General features: G+C 35.0%; 18 protein-coding genes. 12 read left to right on the top strand and 6 right to left on the bottom strand.

The genetic code is table 11. The annotated features are described in order from the left end of the window. Positions 1–75 precede the first annotated feature (75 nt). The 6 genes from A9G36_RS06765 (at position 76) to A9G36_RS06740 (ending at position 5,632) form a co-directional block, all read left to right on the top strand. Positions 76–1,251, top strand: coding sequence for an amino acid aminotransferase (locus A9G36_RS06765; RefSeq protein WP_065568690.1), 1,176 nt, complete (start codon positions 76–78; stop codon positions 1,249–1,251). 288 nt (positions 1,252–1,539) lie between these two features. After that, positions 1,540–2,901: an adenylosuccinate lyase gene (gene purB, locus A9G36_RS06760; protein ID WP_065568691.1), complete on the top strand. Its 1,362-nt coding sequence runs from the start codon at positions 1,540–1,542 to the stop codon at positions 2,899–2,901. Then, positions 2,898–3,461: a GNAT family N-acetyltransferase gene (locus A9G36_RS06755; RefSeq protein ID WP_081295234.1), complete on the top strand. Its 564-nt coding sequence runs from the start codon at positions 2,898–2,900 to the stop codon at positions 3,459–3,461. The genes purB and A9G36_RS06755 overlap by 4 nt, the downstream gene beginning before the upstream one ends. After that, the gene (locus tag A9G36_RS06750; protein WP_065568692.1) at positions 3,418–4,200 is read left to right on the top strand and encodes an amino acid ABC transporter substrate-binding protein; all 783 of its coding nucleotides are present in this window, start codon (positions 3,418–3,420) and stop codon (positions 4,198–4,200) included. Before A9G36_RS06755 ends, A9G36_RS06750 begins: the two co-directional genes overlap by 44 nt. After that, positions 4,197–4,868 (top strand): amino acid ABC transporter permease, encoded by a 672-nt coding sequence (locus A9G36_RS06745; protein WP_065568693.1) that lies wholly within the window; start codon positions 4,197–4,199, stop codon positions 4,866–4,868. Before A9G36_RS06750 ends, A9G36_RS06745 begins: the two co-directional genes overlap by 4 nt. A gap of 11 nt (positions 4,869–4,879) precedes the next feature. Next, complete coding sequence (locus tag A9G36_RS06740; RefSeq protein WP_065568694.1) at positions 4,880–5,632, top strand: amino acid ABC transporter ATP-binding protein; 753 nt, start codon at positions 4,880–4,882, stop codon at positions 5,630–5,632. Positions 5,633–5,669: 37 nt separating this feature from the next. Here A9G36_RS06740 and A9G36_RS06735 read toward each other — a convergent pair whose 3' ends face one another. Continuing rightward, entirely contained in the window at positions 5,670–7,034 is a 1,365-nt protein-coding gene (locus A9G36_RS06735) for an MmgE/PrpD family protein (protein WP_065585545.1), read from the bottom strand. A 235-nt stretch (positions 7,035–7,269) separates the two neighbouring features. Between A9G36_RS06735 and folK the strand changes: the two genes are divergently transcribed. From folK to gluQRS, 3 genes are all read left to right on the top strand, one after another. After that, on the top strand, positions 7,270–7,752 hold the full coding sequence (gene folK / locus A9G36_RS06730; protein ID WP_065574137.1) for a 2-amino-4-hydroxy-6-hydroxymethyldihydropteridine diphosphokinase: 483 nt from the start codon (positions 7,270–7,272) through the stop codon (positions 7,750–7,752). Positions 7,753–7,890: 138 nt separating this feature from the next. After that, complete coding sequence (gene dksA, locus A9G36_RS06725) at positions 7,891–8,346, top strand: RNA polymerase-binding protein DksA (RefSeq protein ID WP_034948343.1); 456 nt, start codon at positions 7,891–7,893, stop codon at positions 8,344–8,346. A gap of 34 nt (positions 8,347–8,380) precedes the next feature. Further along, positions 8,381–9,271, top strand: a complete 891-nt coding sequence (gene gluQRS, locus A9G36_RS06720) for a tRNA glutamyl-Q(34) synthetase GluQRS (RefSeq protein ID WP_065568697.1) — start codon at positions 8,381–8,383, stop codon at positions 9,269–9,271. Here the strand turns inward: gluQRS and moaA are convergent. Further along, positions 9,251–10,225, bottom strand: coding sequence for a GTP 3',8-cyclase MoaA (moaA, locus tag A9G36_RS06715; RefSeq protein ID WP_065585544.1), 975 nt, complete (start codon positions 10,223–10,225; stop codon positions 9,251–9,253). The genes gluQRS and moaA overlap by 21 nt on opposite strands. Positions 10,226–10,530: 305 nt before the next feature. On the opposite strand from moaA, the gene ppnN reads away from it, so the two are divergent. Then, the gene (ppnN, locus tag A9G36_RS06710) at positions 10,531–11,907 is read left to right on the top strand and encodes a nucleotide 5'-monophosphate nucleosidase PpnN (RefSeq protein WP_034948351.1); all 1,377 of its coding nucleotides are present in this window, start codon (positions 10,531–10,533) and stop codon (positions 11,905–11,907) included. A gap of 99 nt (positions 11,908–12,006) precedes the next feature. On the opposite strand, the gene radA is transcribed toward ppnN, so the two are convergent. The 4 genes from radA to A9G36_RS06690 all read right to left on the bottom strand — a co-directional run bounded on the left by radA (position 12,007) and on the right by A9G36_RS06690 (position 17,187). Beyond that, positions 12,007–13,386, bottom strand: a complete 1,380-nt coding sequence (gene radA, locus A9G36_RS06705) for a DNA repair protein RadA (protein ID WP_065575362.1) — start codon at positions 13,384–13,386, stop codon at positions 12,007–12,009. A 9-nt stretch (positions 13,387–13,395) separates the two neighbouring features. Continuing rightward, a complete protein-coding gene (gene serB / locus A9G36_RS06700) occupies positions 13,396–14,370 on the bottom strand; it encodes a phosphoserine phosphatase (protein ID WP_065560868.1) in 975 nt (324 codons plus the stop codon). Positions 14,371–14,516: 146 nt separating this feature from the next. Further along, entirely contained in the window at positions 14,517–15,806 is a 1,290-nt protein-coding gene (gene rsmB / locus A9G36_RS06695) for a 16S rRNA (cytosine(967)-C(5))-methyltransferase RsmB (protein ID WP_065585543.1), read from the bottom strand. Between the two features lie 37 nt (positions 15,807–15,843). Further along, positions 15,844–17,187: a Na+/H+ antiporter family protein gene (locus A9G36_RS06690; RefSeq protein ID WP_065568701.1), complete on the bottom strand. Its 1,344-nt coding sequence runs from the start codon at positions 17,185–17,187 to the stop codon at positions 15,844–15,846. Between the two features lie 183 nt (positions 17,188–17,370). Here A9G36_RS06690 and A9G36_RS06685 point away from each other — a divergent pair, with 183 nt between their 5' ends. Together A9G36_RS06685 and aroD are read left to right on the top strand one after the other, a co-directional pair. Next, positions 17,371–18,243, top strand: coding sequence for a shikimate dehydrogenase (locus tag A9G36_RS06685; protein ID WP_065585542.1), 873 nt, complete (start codon positions 17,371–17,373; stop codon positions 18,241–18,243). 110 nt (positions 18,244–18,353) lie between these two features. After that, positions 18,354–19,118 carry a type I 3-dehydroquinate dehydratase gene (gene aroD / locus A9G36_RS06680; protein WP_034948360.1) on the top strand — a complete coding sequence of 255 codons (765 nt, stop codon included), beginning with the start codon at positions 18,354–18,356 and terminating at the stop codon, positions 19,116–19,118. The last annotated feature ends 776 nt before the right edge of the window (positions 19,119–19,894 follow it).

Here is a 19,894-nt window from a genome sequence, read left to right as displayed (position 1 = left end):
AATTATCTAAATTGTATGTTACAAAATAATGTGTATATAATGCGATGAAAGTAACTTAGAGGAAATAGGTGAATTATGTTTGAAAATTTAAATGCTGCCCCGGCAGATCCTATTCTCGGTCTAGCCGATCTTTATAATAAAGATGAACGTATCAATAAAATTAATTTAAGCGTTGGTGTTTATAAAGATGAAACAACCCTAACACCTATTTTAGATAGTGTAAAAAAAGCTGAACACATTTTACTTGATAAGGAGGCGACTAAAAGCTATTTACCTATTGATGGCGTTCCAGAATTCAATATTGCAACACAAAGCTTGCTTTTTGGTAGTGAAAGTGAGCGAGCCAGAACAGCACAAACACCAGGTGGCACGGGTGCCTTACGTATTATGGCAGATTTTCTAGTTCATCGAACCAAAGTAAAACGTATTTGGTTAAGTAATCCGTCTTGGCCAAATCATCTTAGTATTTTTCAAACAGCAGGGCTTGAAGCACGTGAATACAACTATTATAACCCACAAACACATAGCCTTGATTTTGATGCTATGATGAACAGTTTAAACCTAGTTACAAAAGGAGATGCAGTCTTATTCCATGGCTGTTGTCATAACCCAACGGGTATTGATCCAACACCTGAACAATGGCAAACTATTTCTGGTTTAGCTTTAAAAAATGGTTGGTTACCACTATTTGACTTAGCTTATCAAGGCTTTGGGCAAGGAATTGAAGAAGATGCCTACGGATTACGCTTATTTGCTAACATGCATCCAGAGCTACTCATTGCTAGCTCCTATTCTAAAAACTTTGGGCTTTATAACGAACGTGTTGGTGCCTTTACTTTAATTGCCAAAAGTACTGAAATTGCCGATCGCGCCTTTAGCCAAGTAAAAACCATTATTCGTGCAAATTACTCTAACCCACCAGCTCATGGAGCAAAAATTGTTTCGTATATTCTAAATAATAAGGAATTAAAAGAAGAATGGATTAATGAATTAACCAACATGCGGCAACGTATTCATCGTATGCGCCAATTATTTGTCAAAACGCTACAAGATAAAGGCGCAAATCAAGATTTCAGTTTCATAGTCAAACAAAATGGCATGTTTTCGTTCAGTGGTTTGAACGAAGAACAAGTACTAAAATTACGTAATGATTATGGCATTTACATCGTAAACTCAGGACGTATCAACGTGGCTGGTATGACATTAGATAACATGTCCAGACTTTGCGAATCAATTGTTGAAGTACTATAGAAATTTTAATAATAAACAGTCATAACAATAGAAACGCTCAAATAAAGGGTGTTTCTATTTACTTCCCCCTTTAAATTAATATGTTTTTTACTATAAAAAACAGGTTTAGATTTGGCATACATATCCTTATTAATCAAAAATTATTCTAATGATTACTTACACCTCCTCCTTCTTATTAGTATTTTATTCCATTTGGTTATATCAATAGAAAAACAGATAATTAGACGATACTCCAATAATTACTAATAATTATTGAGTAAGATAGTAACAATTATTGAGGATAGTTTGATGGCGTCACATATTTTAGATTTTTTAATTTTGGGCAATAACTTTGGTACTAACGAAATGAGAGCAATTTGGTCAGAGACAAATCGCTTGCAAAAACAGGTGGATGTCGAAGTTGCTTTAGCTAAAGCGGAAGGCGAGTTAGGCGTTATTCCAATTGAAGCAGCCAATTCAATCATATCCAAAGCCGATGCATCTAAATTATCAATTGAACAAATTGCCGAAGAAGCAGCTAAAGCCAAACATTCGTTAATGTCAACAATTAATGCACTGCAAAAACAAGTCGGTGATGCGGGTCAATATATTCATTACGGCGCAACCACACAAGATATCGTCGATACTGCAACTGTTTTACAATTAAAACAATCTTTTACTGTAATTGAACGCGATAGCAAACTAGTGGCACTAGAACTAAAACGTTTAGCTAAAAAGTATCAGTATTTACCCATGGTTGGAAGAACCCATGGCATGCAAGCACTCCCCACAACCTTTGGTTTTAAACTTGCCGTATGGTTAGATGAATTTATTCGGCACTTACAACGTTTAAGTGAAATCAAACAACGAGTATTAGTCGGTAATATTAGTGGTGCAATTTGTACTTATGCCTCAATGGGCAAGTTAGGACCACAAGTTGAAACTCGTGCTCTAACAATACTGGGACTAAATACCCCTAATATCGGTTGGCAAGCAGCTCGTGACCGTTTTTCTGAATATGCATCAGTCATTGCGCTAATTAGTGGCACATTAGGTAAAATGGGCAATGAATTTTACAACTTAATGCGTACCGAAATTAACGAAGTTGAAGAACCGTTCTCGGAAGGAAAAATAGGCTCAACTACCATGCCGCATAAACGCAACCCAGCGGCATTAGAAGGTTTAGCCAGTTTGACAGCTCCACTTTTAAAAAGCGTCGCGTTAATTCACGAATCAATGAAAGTTGAACATGAGCGCGATGCCATGAGTTGGCGAGCCGAATGGATCGCACTACCAGAAATTACTCTCTATATTTCAGCGCAATTACAGACAGCACTTACCGTACTTAAAGGACTTAAAGTCAATGCTGACAAAATGTTGACCAATTTATCACTACAAAATGGTTTACTACTATCTGAAAAAGTGATGTTTGAAATCGGCAAACGATTAGGTAAACAAACTGCACATAATTTAGTTTACCAAAGCGCCATGAAAGCATTTGAACAAAATCGACCATTTAAAGATATATTATTAGAAGAACCACGTTTAAATAAAGAATTCACCGAATCCGAACTTGATGCTTGGTTAGATCCAATTAGCTATATTGGCTCTGCACCGGAAAAAGTAGCACAAGTTATTCAATATGCTGAACAGTGTGGAGTATTAGCATGAGCTTTCGCTTAATCACTCATAAAGACATTCCTGCTTATCAGGCTCTATTGCATAATGCTTATCAATCCACCACTCAATTAGGCATTCATTTTGCCGCAGCAACAATCACGCAATCGCAAATTGCTGACCATATTGATTCCAATGCCGTGTATCTATTTGAAAAAGAAGGTGATCTACTATCAACCTTAAGTATTCGCTTTCCGTGGGGCAATAACCCTGGACCTTATGGGGTACCGCATTTAGGTTGGTTTGCAACAGCGCCACAATATAAAGGCAAAGGTTATGGTAATGCATTATGGAATTTTGTTGAACAGCAAATTCTAATTAACCAACTAAAATTACCTGCAGTCACGTTAGGCACTGCTGCAAATCATCCATGGCTTGCCCAAACTTATATTAATAGAGGCTATAAAAAAATAGGGCAAGCTAATTTAACACCCGATCATACCACCCTTTATTTTGAAAAAATCTTAAATCATAAAAACTATACCGAATGGAAAAAAGGAGTAATAAACTATGAAAAAAATAAGCAAGTTACTGTCCGCTCTATTATTAACTAGCCTAGCCTTAATTGGTTGTGATAATAAATCCAATCATCAAGTAACAGAGCAAAATGTAATTAAAGTGGGCTCCACAGGACAAAGCTATCCAAACGGTTATAAACAAGATGGCAATTTAGTCGGATTTGATGTTGAAGTTACTGAAGCAATTGCTAACGAATTAGGCTATAAAGTCGAATGGATCATTGCTGAATTTGGTGGTTTAATGGGGCAATTTGATTCAGGGCGTTTAGATACTATTGCCAATGCAGTTGCGGTTACAGATGCTCGTCAAGCCAAATATGATTTTTCCAATACCTATAGCCTTTACGGTAGCCAAGTTGTTACCCACAAAGATAACAACGATATCAAGCAATTATCTGATTTTAAAGGTAAAACCATTGCCGGTGTGCTAGGCTCAAATCATATAAATAATCTAAAAAAAGCCTTTCCTAACAACGAAATAACAATCAAGACCTATGAAACACGAGATGGTGCAATGTATGACACGGAGTATAGACGAGTTGATGGTTATGTCAATTCTAAGCCAATATTACTGGCTGAAATTAAGCGTAAAAATCTACCGTTTAAATTAGTGGGTGAGCCAATTACTATTGAGCAAGTTGCTTTTCCATTTAGTAAAGATGAAAAAGGCCAAGCACTACGTAAAAAATTCAATCAAGCCATCGAAAAGTTACGCACCAATGGCACATTGAAAAACCTTGCAATTAAATATTTTGGTGAAGATATTACCCTATGAATTTTAATGTAAACTATTTTTTAAGTGTATTTCCGCAGATATTACCTTATCTGCCTGTTACACTTTTTATTACCATCATATCGATTATGTTTGCCATTATATTTGGACTAACAATTGCACTATTACGTAGCAATAAAATAATCATTATCGATTCGTTTTTTGCACTGTTTATATCACTGTTTCGAGGAATACCTTCTGTTGTATTACTGTTTATTATTTATTACGGATTACCACAAATTTTTCCTGTTCTAAAACAAATGGGCGCTACAACAGCAGCTATTATCTGCTTCAGTTTAAAATATTCGTCCTATTTAGCTGAAATTTTCCGGGCAAGTTTAAAGTCCGTTGATCAAGGTCAGAAAGAGGCAGGAATAACCGTTGGTTTAAGTAAAATACAAGTTTATCGAGGTATTATACTACCACAAGCTATGGTCAATGCCCTACCAAACGCTGGTAATATGTTCATTTCATTACTTAAAGATTCGTCTGTTGCCTTTTTTGTTGGCGTACAAGAACTATTAGCATCGGGGAAAATGTTAACCGCTAACTCATTTCTCTACTTCGAAACCTATCTAGCTGTAGGTATTGTTTACTGGCTAACTGTTGTTGCCTATTCTTGGATACAAAAACAATTAGAGCGAAAGCTCAATGTACCTTATCATCGTTAAGGAGTAAGGTTATGATTTCTGTTTCGCATTTATCTAAACGTTTTGCAAATAATGAAGTATTAAAGGACATCAACTTAAATATAAAACAAGGTGAAGTTGTTGCCATTATTGGCCCATCAGGCTCAGGAAAATCAACTCTGTTACGTTGTTTAAATTTACTAGAAAAACCAAATACAGGCACTATCAAAATAGGAACTGTATCACTTAATAGTAAGCATTATAGTATTAAAGAAGAAAGCAACTTACGAAAACAGTCCGCTATGGTTTTCCAACACTATAATTTATTTAAAAATAAAACAGCATTAGAAAATATAACTTATCCATTAATTGTTGGTCAAAAAATGGATAAAACCAAAGCAAAACAACAAGGATTATCATTATTAGAACGAGTCGGTATGTTGCCATACGCAACACAATATCCCATCACTTTATCGGGTGGTCAACAACAACGTGTTGCAATTGCAAGAGCTTTAGCTGTTAAACCAAATGTATTATTATTTGATGAACCGACTTCTGCACTCGATCCTGAGCGAGTACACGAAGTATTGCAAGTCATGCTACAGCTAGCAAAAGAACATATTACTATGATTATAGTAACACATGAAATGGAGTTTGCTAAGTACGTTGCAGATCGAATTATCTTTATGGCAGAAGGAATGATTATCGAAGAGGGACCAGCAAAATCAGTCATCGATAATCCTCAAAATGAAATTACGCAACGATTTTTACGCCAGCTAACTGACGAAATTGATTTTGAAATTTAGTTAAAAAATATACTAACTAATGATAATAATTTAACATTTAAAGAGTAAATAAATAAGATAATAGAAATTGACGAATATCTAAACCTTTTGCTAGTTTATGAATATCTGTTAATAATTGCTCTGTTTTAGTTTTAGCTTGATCTTTAATCGCTGAATGCAATTTTAACGACATTTCAGTTTGGCTATATGGGTTTTTAGGAGAACCTTTGGGAATATCAATACGCTGACTTATCTTTTTACCATTTTTAAGAAAAATATCAATAATTACATAACGCCCATTATAAGCTTCTGGATGTGGCGTAAGATGCGTTTGATAACTTCGTTTCATCTTCTGCATTAATTGTTTTATTGCATTTGAAATAGGTTGTGATGAAAACTGCTCAAAACCAAGTGGCAATCCTAAAAGAGTTAATGCTAAAACATATTCAGCCGAAAAACGTCCTTGCTGCGCCAATGAAGGGGTTTTATATATCAATGCAGCATCACTATTTGGCGGTGCAAAATAAATAACAATATTATTAATATTATCAAATTCAAAGCTAAGATTTTGGTAAAGTAATTGACCCGCATCAGCAATATAAGCAGCAGCTGAACAATAAGAATAATTTTTAAACCATAATCCGGGATCCACAATCTTCCAAGTTTTACCCCAATGACTTAAATCAAAATGTGTATTACCTTGCCCATAAATAGCCAAAAAACCTAATTTATCATCTAAAAAATCCTGATCGGCATGTATACCAGCTCTTAACCATTCAACGGATTGTACAGCATGCTGTGCTGCTAATCCTGCATGTAAAAATTTGATCGGAGTACCCATTAACAAACGCATTCCTGATGCTTGTGTAGCTGCTAATGTTAATGCCTGTGATAAAAAAGGTTCATCATAGAGATAACAAATAGCAGCAGTGGCAGCAATTCCACCCAAAGTAATAGTTGCATGCCAACCTTTTTCATAATGCTGTGGATTAACACTTTTACCCAACAAAGCCATCACTTCAATACCAATAACATAAGCCGTTAAAAAACGTCGACTATCAATCTTTTGTTCAATACTATCTAATCGAACACTAGCAATAAGAGCGGATAAAATAACGGCTGAGGGGTGGCCTCTAACATCTGAATGTACATCATCATAATCTAAACAATGCGCTTGGAAGCCATTAAAAAGTGCTGCTTGCCTTGCCGTAGCTAACTTTTTTTGACCAATCAGCAAAGCTCTAGTATTTCCACCCTCATCTGCTATCCATGCTAGTAATTTATGAACATCATCTTCCTGACAAGCTTGTAAACTACAGGCAAAATAATCGATTATCCCCTTGATAGCACAATCAATAACTTGAGGATCACTGATTATTGAAGTATTTTTTATTAAAAAACTTAATTGTTGACCTAAATTCATTTTATATTCTCAATAAATACAATAACTAATAAAAATAACCATTTAATAAAGTAATTTGCTTTACCATAGGTAACATAATGAAAAATAGATAAAAAGTTAAAGATTATATGGTTATATTTTTATAACACAAAGTCATAAGCATGAATCTATTTATATAATCATTCTTGGCAATTGTTTTATGTGCTAAGATATTGCCATTCAATTATATTTAATATCACAAAAAATAAGTCTAATTATGTCAATTTGTTATGTTGCTTTAGGGAGCAACCTTGAAGATCCGTTTGCACAAGCTAATCGTGCTATTGAATCATTACGCTGTTTGCCTAGCACAAAAGTGGTAGATATTTCACCATTTTACCGAAGTAAGCCCTTAGGACCACAAGATCAAAATGATTATCTTAATGCAGTAATTAAACTGACGACAAGCTTATCGCCTATAGCATTGCTTGATGAACTACAAGCTATTGAAAAAGCACAAGGACGCGTACGCAAAGATAACCGTTGGAGTGCTAGAACCCTAGATTTAGATATTTTATTGTATGATAATTTAATTATTAATAGTGAAAGGCTTACTATACCACATTACCATATGAAACATAGGGAATTTGTACTCTACCCTCTTTTTGATATCGCTCCGGAATTGATATTACCTGATAATGATAACTTACATGACTTAGTCGTTAAATGCCCTATAAATGGCATGAAACAGTGGAATTGATAATAAAATTTATTTATAACACGCAGTTATATTAATCTACATAGTTTACTTAAAAAAAAACATAAAAAAATTTTGCCAATAGCTAATTTATTGCTATAGTTTAGCGCTTGCGAATAATCTGTATCTAAGGGGATTGCAGTGAAAAAGGAACAAAAATTAAATACATCTTCTCTTAGCCTGCTTTCAATTGCTGGGCTTGAACCTTATAAAGAGGCAAAAGATGAGGAGTATATGAATTCTAAGCAATTGAAACATTTTAAGCTTATCTTGGAAGCATGGCTTACTCAGCTACAAGGAGAAATGGGTAAAACTGTTTCACATATGCAAGATGAAGCAGCAAATTTTCCAGATCCTGCTGATAGAGCAACTCAAGAAGAGGAGTTTAGCCTAGAATTAAGAGCACGTGATAGAGAACGTAAACTTATTAAAAAAATTGAAAAAACATTAAAAAAGATTGAAACTGATGATTTTGGTTTTTGTGAATCTTGTGGTATTGAAATCGGTATACGTCGTTTAGAAGCAAGACCTACAGCCGATTTATGTATCGATTGTAAAACTCTTGCTGAACTTCGTGAAAAACAAATGGGAATGTAATCCTAGTTTTGTCTATTAATCTTAAATAAGACCTATGTATTATATCGGTCGTTTTGCCCCTTCACCATCAGGACCGTTACATTTCGGTTCGTTGGTAACAGCTCTTGGTAGTTATCTCCAAGCTAAATCTTGTCGTGGTAAATGGCTTGTCCGTATCGAAGATATCGACCCACCACGAGAAGTCAAAGGGGCATCATCACTTATATTAAAAACGCTTGAAGCACTTAATCTATATTGGGATGATACGGTCTTGTATCAATCATCTTGCTGTGAGCGTTACCGCACTATTTTAAAAACACTAATAGACAAACAAGAAGCTTATTATTGTGACTGTACTAGACAACGAATTCAAAACCTAACAAATGGTATTTACGATAACTTTTGTCGTAAACGACATTTATCTATCAATAATAAACAACAAGTTGCTATACGTTTAAAACAAAATCATCCTATTTTTCAATTTAAAGATCAGATTCGTGGCTTACAAACAGTTGAAAAAGCAAGCGCGCAAGAAGATTTTATTATTCACCGAAAAGGCGGCTTATTTGCCTATAACTTAGTGGTAGTATTAGACGATCATGAACAAGGAATTACCGAAATTGTTCGTGGCGCAGATCTTTTACCTGTTACTGCAAAACAAATCTCACTATATCAACTGCTTGGTTTTTCTGTGCCAAGTTACTGCCATTTACCACTAGTATTAGATAAAAATGGCAATAAACTATCAAAACAAAATCATGCTAGCCCGATTGATTTAAACAATTTTAAAGCGTTAACCGTCCAGGCTTTACAGTTTCTAGGGCAATGTGTGCCAGAAAATTGGCAAGACGCCACTCAAAAACAGTTACTAGATTGGGCTATACAACATTGGCAAATTGACAAAGTTCCAAAACAGAACAGCCAATTATCCACCGATATAAGATAAATTAGGGGTGAGTCCTACATGATGATCATGTAACAAATGCTTTTCTGGTTTAATCATTAATGAAGCAAGAATTCTTGCTTTTAATTGTTGTTTCTGTTCTGAGCTTTCCAACAAATCACGTAAATCAACCGCCGCATCGCCAAATAGGCAGTAATGTAATTTACCGATAGATGATACACGTAATCGATTGCAACTTTTACAAAAATCTTTTGAATAGGGCATAATCAAACCAATTTTTCCTTGATAGTCGCTGTGCACATAAATCTTAGCAGGACCTGATAAAGGTTTTTTGGGTTGTAACTCCCACCCCTGCGCAATTAATTGTGTTTCAATAAAACTACCAGACAAGTGATAACGATTAAATACATCATTGCTTTCGCCTGTTTCCATAAGTTCAATAAAGCGCAACTCTACTGGAATATCTTTAATCCATAACAAATAATCATTTAAATTATCATTCATGTTTTTCATCAAAACAGTGTTAATTTTGACTTTTTTTATACCTACTTCTAACGATTTATCAACACACTGCAGTAATTCTTTAAGCTTATTTTGACCAGTAATTAATTTAAATAAATGGGGAGAAAAACTATCAATACTAATATTAATCGCATTTAAACCAGCTTGATGCCAATGGTGAATATTTTTTAATAAACGTGAACCATTGGTCGTAATAGCGAGTTCCTTCACGCTGGGATAGGAAGATATGAGCGATAAGATATCAATAAAATCGCGACGCAAGGTAGGCTCGCCACCAGTTAATCGAATTTTGCGTACACCGAGATCAGTAAATGTTGCCACAACATGATTAATTTCATTGAGCGACAAAAATTTATGTTTCTTGTTAGGCTGATAACCACGTGGTAAACAGTACTGACACTGAAAATTACACAGCTCGGTAATCGACAAACGCAGATATTGAAATCGACGCTGATAATTATCAACTAATTGCATATAAGTTTAAACACCTTATCCAAATCCAAGAGCATAGCAATTTTTGTGCTATACCACAGCTCACCTAACATATAAAATCAATAAAAAACACTTTAGTAAAAGAGCTTCAGAGTTTAACTAAGTCTAACATAGACTTTATTTTTTGACTATTAGCAATTCAACAGTACAGTAACCAAATTATCGAAAAAATGCGACCTCACTCTTAAAGGTATAACAAAATAAAATGTTATTTTACCAAGTTATCTATTCCATCTGTTTAGGTATATAATAACTTTTTTAGATGAAACCGATAAATCGAGGTTGCAATGATCACCCATATTAGCCCATTAGGATCAATGGATTTACTTGCTCAAGCAGAAGTCGATATTTTAAAAAAATCCGCCAATAGTGAGCTTTATAAATTATATAGAAATTGCTCTTTAGCGACACTAAATGCAGGCAGTAAGACTGATAATACTAAAGATCTGTTAGATAGATTCCAGTCTTTCGAAATTAATGTGATTAGCAAAGAGCGTGGTGTCAAGTTGGAATTGGTTAATGCACCAAAAAGTGCTTTTGTTGATGGTAAAATTATTCGCTCAATTCAAGCTAACCTTTTTGCTGTACTACGCGATATCCTTTTTTTAAATAGTCAAATCAGTGCAGTTAAAGAGCTTATTTCCGATTTCAAATTTGAAAGGGATCAATCGTTTTATATTACAAATCTTGTTTTTTCTATTTTACGCAATGCCAATGCGCTCCATGTGGGTGAAGAGCCAAATTTGGTTGTTTGCTGGGGTGGACATTCGATTAACGAAAATGAATACTATTATGCTCGTCAAGTAGGTATGCAACTTGGTTTGCGCGAACTTAACATTTGTACTGGTTGTGGTCCAGGTGTTATGGAAGCTCCAATGAAAGGCGCTGCTGTTGGTCATGCGCAACAGCGTTATAAAGAAAGCCGTTTTATTGGTATGACAGAACCATCAATTATTGCAGCTGAACCACCTAATGCATTAGTCAATGAATTGATTATTATGCCCGATATCGAAAAACGCCTTGAAGCATTTGTACGAATGGCTCATGGCATTATTATCTTCCCTGGTGGACCGGGAACCGCCGAGGAATTGCTTTATATTCTGGGTATTTTATTAAACCCTGCAAATAAACATCAAACATTACCTCTAATTTTAACGGGTCCTAAAGAGTGCGAGTCCTATTTTGCTTCTATCGACAGCTTTATTCGTAGCACATTAGGCGATGAGGCAACTAAACTTTATCAAATTATTATCGACTCACCTGAACAAGTAGCTCGTATTATGAAAGAGGGTGTTAAGCATGTTAAAGCTTCACGCTTAAAAACAGGCGATGCTTATGGGTTTAATTGGCTATTAAAAATCGATGAATCATTACAACATACTTTCGAACCTACTCACGCTAATATGGCCTCATTAAATCTTCATCGTGAGCAACCTGTCGAGCTGTTAGCCGCTGATTTGCGTCGTGCGTTTTCTGGTATTGTTGCAGGAAATGTTAAAGAATTTGGTATGAAGCAAATTGCCGAAAATGGTCGATACAAATTACAAGGTGATATTGAAATTATGCAGCAACTTGATAATTTATTGCGTAGTTTTGTTAAACAAAACCGAATGAAATTGCCAGGAGGAAGCGCTTATCAACCTTGTTATGAAATTTGTTATTAAACAATAATATTAACCCATTTAATAAAATTGAATCCAGCTTTAATCCGCCGATAATCTTATTGGCGGATTAATTTTAACTATTACTATTTTATATGGTTTTTAAAAATCACCTAAAATATCTAGTGCTTCTGACACTTTTTTAACTGCAAAAATCTGCATATTTTCGGGCTTCTTCTTCGGCATATTGGCAATAGGTACAATTGCTTTTTTAAAACCATGTTTAGCCGCTTCAGAGATACGTTCTTGTCCGCTCGGTACTGGTCGAATTTCGCCACCAAGACCAATTTCACCAAAAATAACGATATCTTGTGGCAACGGACGATTGCGAAAACTTGATACAAGTGCTGCAATCAATGCTAAATCCGCACTTGTTTCGGTAACTTTTACACCACCAACAACATTAACAAAAATATCTTGATCGGCCATTTGCAATCCCCCATGCCTATGCAATACTGCAAGCAATAATGCAAGCCGATTTTGATCTAATCCTACAGTCACACGTCTTGGATTACCATACATCGAGTGATCGACTAGCGCTTGGATTTCGACCAATAATGGGCGAGTACCTTCCCACAATACCATTACCGAACTACCCGGTAGCATTTCATCTCCACGGCTTAAAAAGATTGCTGATGGGTTGCTAACCTCTTTTAAACCTTGTTCGGTCATAGCAAATACACCCAGCTCATTTACTGCTCCAAAACGGTTTTTATGACTACGTAGAGTTCTAAAACGTGAGTCGGCATCGCCATCTAATAAAATTGAGCAGTCAATACAGTGCTCAAGTACTTTTGGACCAGCAAGAGAGCCATCTTTAGTAACATGCCCCACCATGATAATGGCAATGCCTTTTGTTTTGGCAAAACGAGTTAAATAAGCAGCTGTTTCGCGTACTTGTGCAACACTACCAGGCGAAGATTGGATATCAGTAAGGTGCATCACTTGGATAGAGTCAATCACCATTAATTTAGGCTTGGACTGCTCAGCCAATAAACAGATTTGCTCAATACTGGTTTCGGACAACATATTAATATTATCCGCAGGTAAACCTAATCGATGGGCACGCATTGCAACTTGTTGGAGTGATTCTTCACCAGTAACATAAAGTGTATTCATTTGTGATGAGAGCTTACTCATGGTTTGCAGTAATAACGTACTTTTACCTGCTCCGGGATTCCCTCCTATGAGAATGGCACTCCCTGGTACAACACCACCACCAAGCACACGATCAAATTCTGAAAAACCGGTTGAAAATCTTGGCAGTGCCTCTAAACTGATTTCGGACAATTTTTGAATTTTGGCTTGCCCAATCCCGCTACCTGCATAACCCGTTAATCTGTCGTTACGTGAAGAGGTGCTTGCAAGCCTAACTTCGGTAATGGTGTTCCAAGCATGGCATGAGCTACATTGCCCTTGCCAACGTGGGTAATCTGCTCCACAATCATTACAAACATAAGCACGTTTTACTGCTTTTGCCAATTTAATCTCCTAACCTTCACTTAATAAACTAGTGGATAAAATACACCATAAACCCGTTAAATCAGCATAATTAATACTAATTCGTGCTTTTTCGACAACTTTAGGTTTACCATGATAAGCAACACCTAGACCAGCAATACGAATCATCATCAAATCATTGGCTCCATCACCAATTGCGACAGTTTGTTCAATGGGAATTTCCAACGATGCTGCTAGTTGTTGTAATGTCCTTGCTTTATATTTTGCATCAACAATTTGACCAGAAACTTTACCAGTTAATTTACCATGTTTGATTTCTAATTCATTAGCATAAACGTCAACTAATTTTAACTTTTGCTTTAAATGATCAGCAAAATAGGTAAAACCGCCTGAGGCAATAGCAACATGCCAATTTTTTTTATGCAGTTCTTTTACTAAATAAGTAAGCCCAGGAGTAAGTGGTAAATTATCTTTAACTTGATCTAAAATAGCTTGATGTGCGCCTTTTAAGGTTGCCACACGTTTTCGCAAACTCGTGGCAAAATCAAGTTCACCTCGCATCGCTTGTTCAGTTACCGCTGCAACTTGCTGCCCTACACCATGCAATTTGGCCAGTTCATCAATACATTCAATGCCAATCGCTGTCGAATCCATGTCCATAACAAGTAACCCCGGGGAGCGTAGCGTGGGTAAATTATCGATTGGGGCAACATCAATACCTAATGCTAATGAAATTGATTTGGCTTTTTTAGGTATCACCCCGGCAATACGAACAATCTGATAAGTTTTGATTTTCCATGATGAAACAATCACCATTGGCATAGCAAGTTGATCTTGGAATTTTGATAAGACTGTTTTATTTAACTTTTTACCATAAATAATCCAGCCTGTTTTACCTGCATTATAATCTAAAGGAACCACTTCACAGCCATTTAATGACAGCGGTAAACCTTGCCAATGTTGGATATTTTCAGGTAAATCATTGTAGGTGAGAGTATAAGCCATATCTGAACATCTTTATAAGATAAAATAACTCCAAAATTTATCACAACTACTAAAGATTGTCCAAATCAGGATTGTGTGATTTTTTTAGTTTTTTATACTCAAACACATAGTAACCGGAAAGTTTTTAATAAAAGTAAAAAGTCAAATTATACTTTCTTTAATACTGCATAAAAGAAACCATCACCACCATTTTCAGTAGGTAAAAATTGTTTAAGTTCACCTTGTAATTTGGCGCTGGTGTTTTCTTGTAAAAAACGCTCAATTTGTAATTTATTTTCGTCTGGTAGGATTGAACAAGTGGCATAAACCAAAGTACCATCAGTTTTTAAATAAGCCCAGATTTTAGTTAAAATGGCGTATTGTAATTCAGTCAACTGCATGATGTCACTATCTCGGCGTAACCATTTTATATCTGGATGACGGCGGATAACGCCTGTTGCTGAGCAAGGCGCATCAAGTAAAATGCGATTAAATTGTTGCCCTTTACACCATCGTTCTGGGGTTAATCCATCACCAACTTTAACTTCGGCATATAAGTTTAATCGAGTTAAATTTTCGTGAATGCGCTTCACTCGGTTAGGCTCAATATCCACCGCTAAAACTTGTGCTTTTGGAGCAACTTCTAAAATATGTGTGGTTTTACCACCAGGTGCTGCGCACATATCCAAAATGAGCTCGCCATTTTGCGGTGCTAACAAATAAGCGGCATATTGCGCAGACAGATCTTGTACCGTAACAGCACCCTCATCAAAATAGGGTAATTTATTTACATTGACAGGCGACAATAATCGCAGAGCACTAGGTAACTCTGGAAAGCTATCAGACTCAATTTGTTGTTCAGCAAGTAATTGTTGGTAATCACTTACTGAATATTGGTTAAGATTAACTCGCAACCACATTGGTGGCTTTTGATTATTAGCATGAACAATGGCTTGCCACTGCTCTGGATAGGCTTGCTTAAGGCGTGTTAACAACCAACTTGGGTGTAATGTCTGCTGGTTTTGTTGCTTGCTGTCTTGTGTAAATTGTTGTTGTAATGATGTTTGTTGGCGCAAAAACTCACGCAATACACCATTTACAACCCCTTTAAGCTGTGTTTTTTTGAGAGTATTGACCGCATTAACTGTCTCACCAACTGCTGCATGTGCTGGAATACGGGTATAGAGAATTTGGTAAATACCCACTAACAATAGGTCATGTAAAATTCTATTTTTACCCGTTAATACTTTACTCATCAAGGTATGAATATAAAAGTTGAGTTCTGGTAACACTCGCATCACACCAAAACAGATTTCTTGTACTAACGCCTTATCTTTATCGGCTATTTTGTGGTTTAAAGTTGTCAATGTAGCGCTTAATGACTGTCCTTCTTCTAGCACATTAAAAATAGCTTGCGCACAAATGGCTCTAATATTTTGGGATGATTTTTTATTCATAATGAATAACGACCTTAATTCATTTAATTGGATTAACTTATAAAATTAACGAGCCAATCCAACCAGCAATAAATAATGGAATATTAAAATGGGTAAATGTTGGAATAACACTATCACGAATATGATCATGTTGCCCATCACTATTTAGCCCAGAAGAGGTCGCTAAAATAGTATCTGATGGTGGCGATCCCGCATCACCTATCGCACCTGATGCACCAATTAAGCATACGGTGGCAATTGGTGAAAAACCGAGTTGTACACAAAGTGGTACATATACTGCGGCAATGATAGGGACTGTCGAAAATGAAGATCCAATACCTAATGTAATAACCAGACCAATTAGCATCATCACAAAAGCGGCAATCACTTTATTACCAGCAAATAATGCTGCACTGTTGATAACCAAAGGTTCTATTTCGTGAGTCTGTTTTAACACTTCGGCAAAACCTTGTGCTGAAATCATCACAAACCCGATCATAGCCATCATTTTGATGCCGTCCGTAAAAACGCCATCAGCTTCACCCCATTTAATCGAACCCGATACAATAAAGCAAATAAAACCAATTAAGGCACCTAAAATCATTGAACCAGTATAAAGTTGAATAGTAAAAGATAGAACAATCGCCAATAATGAAACAATAAGTGAACGCTTATTCACATCTTTTAAAGCTTCTTGATTCGCCTCTTTATGAATAATTTTATATTCTCTAGGTTTACGATAACTGATAAAAATAGCCCATAATAAACCAACAAACATACCTAATGCAGGAATTGCCATTGCATGCATTACATTTACATGGCTAACATCCATTCCTGATGCAGTAATGTTTTTTAATAAAATTTGATTCAAAAAGATATTTCCAAATCCTACCGGTAAAAACATATAAGGCGTAATTAATCCAAATGTCATAATACAAGCAACCATTCTTCTATCAAGCTGTAAACGGGACATTACGTATAAAAGTGGTGGAATTAAAAGCGGAATAAAAGCAATATGAATAGGAATAACATTTTGCGATGAAATACTTACTAACCCAATAATAACAATCAAAATCCACTTGATACGTTTTTTTGCATCGCTTGATGTAAGTTGCTTAATAGCTTTATCAGCCAATAATTCGGGTAAGCCAGATTTTGATATTGCAACTGCAAACGCTCCTAACATAGCATAAGAAAGCGCAATATTAGCTCCATTGCTGATCCCAGTATTAAATGCATCAATAGTTTCTTTTAACGATAAATGGCTAAATAGTCCACCAACAAATGCGCCAATTATTAAGCTAATAACGACATGAACACGGCAAAGAGATAAAATTAACATGCAAATTACCGCAACGACAACCGCATTTATTGAAGAAAACAAATCAAGCACTGTATTCATAAAATAAATTCTTATTTAAGAAGAAAACTTATTATTCTAGGCCATAGATGTTGAAAGTGCAATCGATAGTGTATACTCACTCTTTCATCTATATATAAATATATATAAAATTAAAAATGTGTTAATAAAAAATTCTAAAAATAGCCTTTAACTAAAATGTAGGGCTATTGTGGAGAGTTGTTAATGAGAAATAATATCGACGGACATTTTTTACTGATTGGTTTAATGGCTTACCCTATTCGCCATAGCTTATCCCCTCAAATGCAAAATACCATTTATTCTAAACTAAAGGTACCTTATGTTTATTTAGCATTTGAAGTTGACCAAAAAAAACTCCCTGACGCAATTAAAGGAATACGAGCATTAGGATTACGTGGCAGTGCCGTGTCTATGCCCAACAAACAACTAGTCTGCCAATACCTTGATAAGTTAACACCTGCTGTGGAAATGAGTGGTGCGTGTAATACTATTTCAAATGATAATGGTGTTTTAACAGGCTATAACACAGATGGAATGGGCTATATGCGCATGCTCAAAGAAGCCAACATTGATGTGATAGGCAAAAAAATAACCATTCTAGGTGCTGGAGGGGCTGCAACGGCCATTGTTGTACAAGCTGCTCTTGATGGCGTAAAAGAGATCACTGTCTTTAATCAAAAAGATGAGTGCTATACAAAAATAGAGGCCATTGCAAAAAAATTAAATCAAAATACTCAATGTCATGTACACATTATCGATCTGGCCGATAAAGATAAGCTACGCAAAGAAATTTCAGATAGTGTTGTACTTTGCAATGCAACAGGTGTCGGAATGAAACCGTTAGAAGGAAAAAGCTTAATTACAGATCCAACAATGTTACCCCCCGATCTTGTTGTTACAGATTGTATTTATAGTCCGCGTAAAACAAAACTACTTGAAATAGCTGAGCAACAAGGTTGTAAAATATTAAATGGTATTAGCATGATGTTATGGCAAGGTGCAGCTCAAATAAAAATTTGGACAGGCGAAGATGTCCCTATTGAATATGTGAAAGAGCAAATGGGGTTTAATGATTGATAAATAATTTTTACGCTAATGACTTCATTCTATTGTTTTATTTAATACAAAATTAAAACCAGATAAAATTATGGTCTATTAACGGAATTTTTTAGTTAACAGGATACAAAATGAAAACACTTACCATCAAAAAACTTGAAATCGGTTCAGGCGCACCCAAAATTATTGTGCCAATTATCGGTAAAACTGAAGCAGAATTAATTGATGAAGTACAATTTTTACAATCAATTGATTTTGACGTTTTAGAGTGGCGTGTTGATCACTTTATCCACGTTGATAATCTTAATACTGTAAAGTTAGTCGCTAAAAAAATAACAGATTTACTACCAAATAAACCTATTTTATTCACTTTTAGAACCGCAAACGAAGGTGGAGCTAAGCCATGGCCATTAACATCTTATATTCAATTAAATAAAGAAATGGCTTGTAGCGGGTTTATCGATCTGATTGATGTTGAGATGTTTATTGGTGATAACTATGTAAAAGATATTATTGATGTTGCACACAAACATCAGGTATTTGTTGTGGTATCAAATCATGATTTTGAAAAAACGCCATCTAAAAGAGATATTATCTATCGACTAAAAAAAATGCAAGAACTTGGCGCAGACATTCCCAAAATTGCTGTTATGCCACAAACAACAGATGATGTATTAACATTACTTGCTGCCACCACTGAAATGAACCAGAAATATGCAACCAAACCTATCATTACCATGTCTATGGCAGAGCTTGGCGTCGTGAGCCGTATTGCTAGTGCAACGTTTGGTTCAGCAATGACTTTTGGTGCAGCCAAAAACGCTTCGGCACCCGGTCAATTAGAGATTAAAGAGTTACGTTATATTTTAGATATATTGTATCGAAATAAAAATTAATTTAATAAAACTTATTTTTAGTAAAATAATTAATTGCTGATTTTCGTTAAAACATTTAATTAAGGAAATATCAAAAAGTATAAATTATAAAGTTGAAAAGTTTAATTAATAGAAGTTTTTATTAGTCAAAATTGGGGACGTTTAAGTGATACTGTTTGTTTACACTATTTTAAAATATCTTTATCAAATAATATATTAAAATTAATAAATTGAATAATACTATACACATATGATAGCAAACCGCCACATTAGTGGAACGATCTATATTGCAAATATTTGTGTCATATCTAGTCGGTAAACATTATGATTATTCGAATGAGGCAAAACTGGGGTTTGATAGTATCAAAGTAATATTAAGTGATTTAGTACCAACTTCTAGCTGAAGCCACATCAATTTTCGGTTAAACAACATACTATTTTTCTCCAAGTTACTTATAATTCAGTTTAACCTGAAGATAAACTATAGTTTAATCGAAAGAAAAAAATAAATGAAAAGAGCATTAGAAGCAACAATAAATAAATCAAATATCATTAAAATTTATAATATAAAATCGGAAATTATGAGCGAATACCAAAAGTATTGTTTGCCAATTAAAAAATAAGATGTATTCATCATAATCTGAGTGCAGACATTAATAATCCTAAAACATTTATTTTTAGCGAAAGCTCGACGATTTAACAATAACAAATATACTATTCATTTTTAAAGTTCGAAACGTTTTTAAATAAAACCTAATTAAATAAATTAAATAAATTAAATAAATTAAATAAAAAGC

This window comes from Gilliamella sp. Choc6-1 (genome assembly GCF_001690385.1).
In the GTDB taxonomy this organism is placed as follows: Bacteria; Pseudomonadota; Gammaproteobacteria; order Enterobacterales; family Orbaceae; genus Gilliamella; species Gilliamella apicola_A.
This window is presented reverse-complemented; position numbering and strand designations above follow the sequence as displayed.

Coding starts and splice junctions, on each gene's coding strand:
- A9G36_RS06745 (WP_065568693.1), top strand. CDS start 4,197: ATGAATTTTAATGTAAACTATTTTTTAAGTGTATTTCCGCAGATATTA.
- A9G36_RS06740 (WP_065568694.1), top strand. CDS start 4,880: ATGATTTCTGTTTCGCATTTATCTAAACGTTTTGCAAATAATGAAGTA.
- A9G36_RS06750 (WP_065568692.1), top strand. CDS start 3,418: ATGAAAAAAATAAGCAAGTTACTGTCCGCTCTATTATTAACTAGCCTA.
- serB (WP_065560868.1), bottom strand. CDS start 14,370: ATGGCTTATACTCTCACCTACAATGATTTACCTGAAAATATCCAACAT.
- purB (WP_065568691.1), top strand. CDS start 1,540: ATGGCGTCACATATTTTAGATTTTTTAATTTTGGGCAATAACTTTGGT.
- A9G36_RS06735 (WP_065585545.1), bottom strand. CDS start 7,034: ATGAATTTAGGTCAACAATTAAGTTTTTTAATAAAAAATACTTCAATA.
- aroD (WP_034948360.1), top strand. CDS start 18,354: ATGAAAACACTTACCATCAAAAAACTTGAAATCGGTTCAGGCGCACCC.
- rsmB (WP_065585543.1), bottom strand. CDS start 15,806: ATGAATAAAAAATCATCCCAAAATATTAGAGCCATTTGTGCGCAAGCT.
- A9G36_RS06765 (WP_065568690.1), top strand. CDS start 76: ATGTTTGAAAATTTAAATGCTGCCCCGGCAGATCCTATTCTCGGTCTA.
- A9G36_RS06690 (WP_065568701.1), bottom strand. CDS start 17,187: ATGAATACAGTGCTTGATTTGTTTTCTTCAATAAATGCGGTTGTCGTT.
- ppnN (WP_034948351.1), top strand. CDS start 10,531: ATGATCACCCATATTAGCCCATTAGGATCAATGGATTTACTTGCTCAA.
- gluQRS (WP_065568697.1), top strand. CDS start 8,381: ATGTATTATATCGGTCGTTTTGCCCCTTCACCATCAGGACCGTTACAT.
- folK (WP_065574137.1), top strand. CDS start 7,270: ATGTCAATTTGTTATGTTGCTTTAGGGAGCAACCTTGAAGATCCGTTT.
- moaA (WP_065585544.1), bottom strand. CDS start 10,225: ATGCAATTAGTTGATAATTATCAGCGTCGATTTCAATATCTGCGTTTG.
- A9G36_RS06755 (WP_081295234.1), top strand. CDS start 2,898: ATGAGCTTTCGCTTAATCACTCATAAAGACATTCCTGCTTATCAGGCT.
- A9G36_RS06685 (WP_065585542.1), top strand. CDS start 17,371: ATGAGAAATAATATCGACGGACATTTTTTACTGATTGGTTTAATGGCT.